The organism is Acidovorax sp. NB1 (genome assembly GCF_005405905.1).
Classification (GTDB): domain Bacteria; phylum Pseudomonadota; class Gammaproteobacteria; order Burkholderiales; family Burkholderiaceae_C; genus Acidovorax.
The window spans coordinates 1-2997 of sequence record NZ_BJHU01000019.1; the positions used below are offsets into that span (position 1 = coordinate 1).

A 2997-nucleotide genomic window follows, 5' to 3' on the forward strand; every position below is an offset into this window, starting at 1 on the left:
GCTGCTGAGTGCCGAGGTGCCGTTCTTGTTGAGAAGGGCACCGACTCCAGCGATGTCTGCGCCAGCAAGGGTGATGGAGAAGCTGGTGGCCGAGGTGACCTCTACGTTGCCTGTGGTGGACAGGGTGTAGGTGGCGCCGCCTTCGCCGGTGATGGTGAGCTTGCTGATGGTGATGTCGTTGGTGGCGCCGATGGTCTTGACCAGGCCCGTGCCGGTGACCACCAGCACGTTGGTCGATCCGTCGAAGGTGGCGCTGGTGATGGTGGGGGCGCCAACGTTGGAGACCGTCACGGCGTTGCCGGTGAGGTCGGCGGATGTCATGCGGCTGGCATCCCACGAAGCGGCGGCGGCCAGGTTGAAGGTGGTGGTGTCCACCGCCGTGGTGCCGTTCTGGTTCAGCAGGCCGTTGATGTTGAGCCGGTCTACAGCGTTCAGCGTGACCGTGAAGCTGGTCGCACTGGCGGCAGTGACATTGGGGCTGGTGAGGGTGTAGCTGCCGCCTTGGCCTGCAAGACTCAGCTTGCTCACGTCGATGGTATCGCCCGTGACCATGTTGGCACCGGTGACAACCAATGTGCCTGTGCTGGCATCGTAGGTTGAGCTGATGACGATGGGCGCGGCGTTGGAGACGGTGATGCCGTTGCCCGTAAGGTCGGCGATGTTGCCGCCGGTGATGACGCTGTTCCAGTCATCTGCCGCAGCGATGTTGTAGGTGGTGGCGCTGGCTGAGGATGTGCCGTTCTTGTTGAGCAGGTTGCTCACGCCAGCGATGTCTGCACCCGTCAGGGTGATGGAGAAGCTGGTGGCCGAGGTGACCTCTACGTTGCCTGTGGTGGACAGGGTGTAGGTGGCGCCGCCCTCGCCGGTGATGGTGAGCTTGCTGACGGTGATGTCGTTGGTGGCTCCGATGGTCCTGACCAGGCCGGTGCCGGTGACCACGAGCACGTTGGTCGTGCCGTCGAAGGTGGCGCTGGTGATGGTGGGGGCGCCAACGTTGGAGACCGTCACGCCGTTGCCGGTGAGGTCTGCACTAGATCCTGCGGTGGCGTCCCAATTGGCGGCTGCCGCCAGGTTGAAGGTGGTGGTGTCCACCGCGCTGGTGCCGTTGTTGTTCAGGATGCCGTTGATGGCCAGTTTGTCTGCCGCGTTCAGCGTGACCGTGAAGCTGGTCGCACTGGCTGCAGTGACGTTGGCACTGGTGAGGGTGTAGCTGCCGCCTTGGCCTGTCAGGCTCAGCTTGCTCACGTCGATGGTGTCGCCGGTGGTCATGCCGGCAGCGGTAACCGACAGGACGCCGGTACTGGCGTCGTACGTGGCGCTGGTCAAGCTGGAGGGAATATAGTTGGTGACCGTGGTGCCACCATTGGTTGTCGAAACCGTGGAGGTCGCAGAACCAGCAGTACCCGGAGTGTCTCCTGTGCCACCAACGCCGCCGCCGCCGGTGTTCCCAGTGGATAGCGAGGTGTTGGTTGCTGCGTCCAGTTTGGCAGTGCCACCCTTGTTCCAGATGCCGCCAATGCCCACGCCGCCCACGCCGCCTGCACCGGATCCATGGCCATTAATTGCACCGCCACCGCCACCACCACCTGCGCCGATATTGTTGGTAATACTGCTTGAGGTGACAGTCAGAGTGCCGGTGCTGTAGATGCCGCCTGCTGCATTTCCACCACGCCCTCCCGCAGCGTCGTACCCAGACCCACCTCCGCCGCCACCTATTTGCAATGAGCCACCAGCATTGGCGCTACCGCCCCCGCCGCCGTTCGAATAGCCCCCGCCATAGTTCGAGCCGGCCCCCCCCACAGTAGATCCACCGGCGCCTCCCAAAAAGTTGCTACCGCTGTTGAACCCACTGCCCCGCCCACCCACTCCTGCGCTAGGACCAGCCTGAATACCTCCGCCAAAGTTGCCGCCACCAGCGCCACCGAATGTGGATCCGTAGCCGCCGCCACCGCCGCCAGCACCTGCAGCCGAGCCATTGAACTGGTTCCCCCCTGCTCCGCCGCCTCCTGCGGCCTTGTTGCTTGAAATGGTGCTGTTTGTGATCGTCAGCGTGCCCGCGTTGTAGATTCCAGCGCCTAGTGCATCTCCGCCCGCCCCCCCTGGGCCCGCAGTGCGGTCACCACCCGCACCGGTTACGAACCCATTGGTGATGGTCAAGTTGTCAATGGAGACCGCACTCCCCGCCCCACTGGTGGCAACATTGAGAACCCGCGCCAGATTCCCACCACTGAGCGTAAAACCACCTCCCACGATGGACATGTTGTGCCCATCCGTCACATTGATGGAGACAGCATCTGCCGCACTGGCAAACGTGATGTTCCCCGTGAGGGTGATCACATCATCCAAACCATCCGCGCTCCCCGTCGCAATGGCGGCCTTCAGCTGGGCCACCGTGCTGACACTGGCCGTGTGCAGGCTGAAGTCATAACCCTCCAGTGCCTGTACATCCAGTGCCGCGGTCGCCTCAATCTGCCCGCTGGTGACTTCCAGATCCCAGTCGCCTCCACGCACCGCACCTGCCGTGCTGTCGTTGGAGGCGGCCACGTCCGCCCCTGTCAGTTGGGCCAAGGCCTGAAGGAACTGCGCTCCTGCCTCGCCAGCACCCACATCGCACCCATACAGCAGCAGGTCCCCGTCCGCACCCAGGGCTGCGCCTATGGCTTTGAGCTGCGCCTGGTATTGCTCCAGGTTGCCGCTGAACAGCGGGCCATTGCCCAACAGCAGCACCCCTTCATCGCCGTGCGAGACCACGCTGATGGACGCCAGTCCGTGTTCACCCTCCAGCGCCTTGGCCATCTGGGCCACGCCACTTTCGTTGGCGTCCAGGATGACCACCTTCACTCCGGGCCGGGCGGCTGCCATGATGGCCTGCAAGTCCGGCACCCGGCTGTCAATGAAGAGCACCTCTTGTACAGGCGATGGGAGGGCGGCGGATGTGTGGTCAGTGGTCATGATTTTTTGAATAAATTTCGGCTTCTGCGCCTGTCAGCATTGCAA

The 2997-nt window shown here is 63.4% G+C and carries 1 protein-coding gene; it reads right to left on the bottom strand.

Translation table 11 applies throughout. From position 1 onward, the window contains the following. A partial coding sequence (locus AvAM_RS26020) for a DUF4347 domain-containing protein (RefSeq protein ID WP_137746587.1) occupies positions 1 to 2952 on the bottom strand: 2952 nt, incomplete at its 3' end. Positions 2953 to 2997 lie beyond the last annotated feature (45 nt).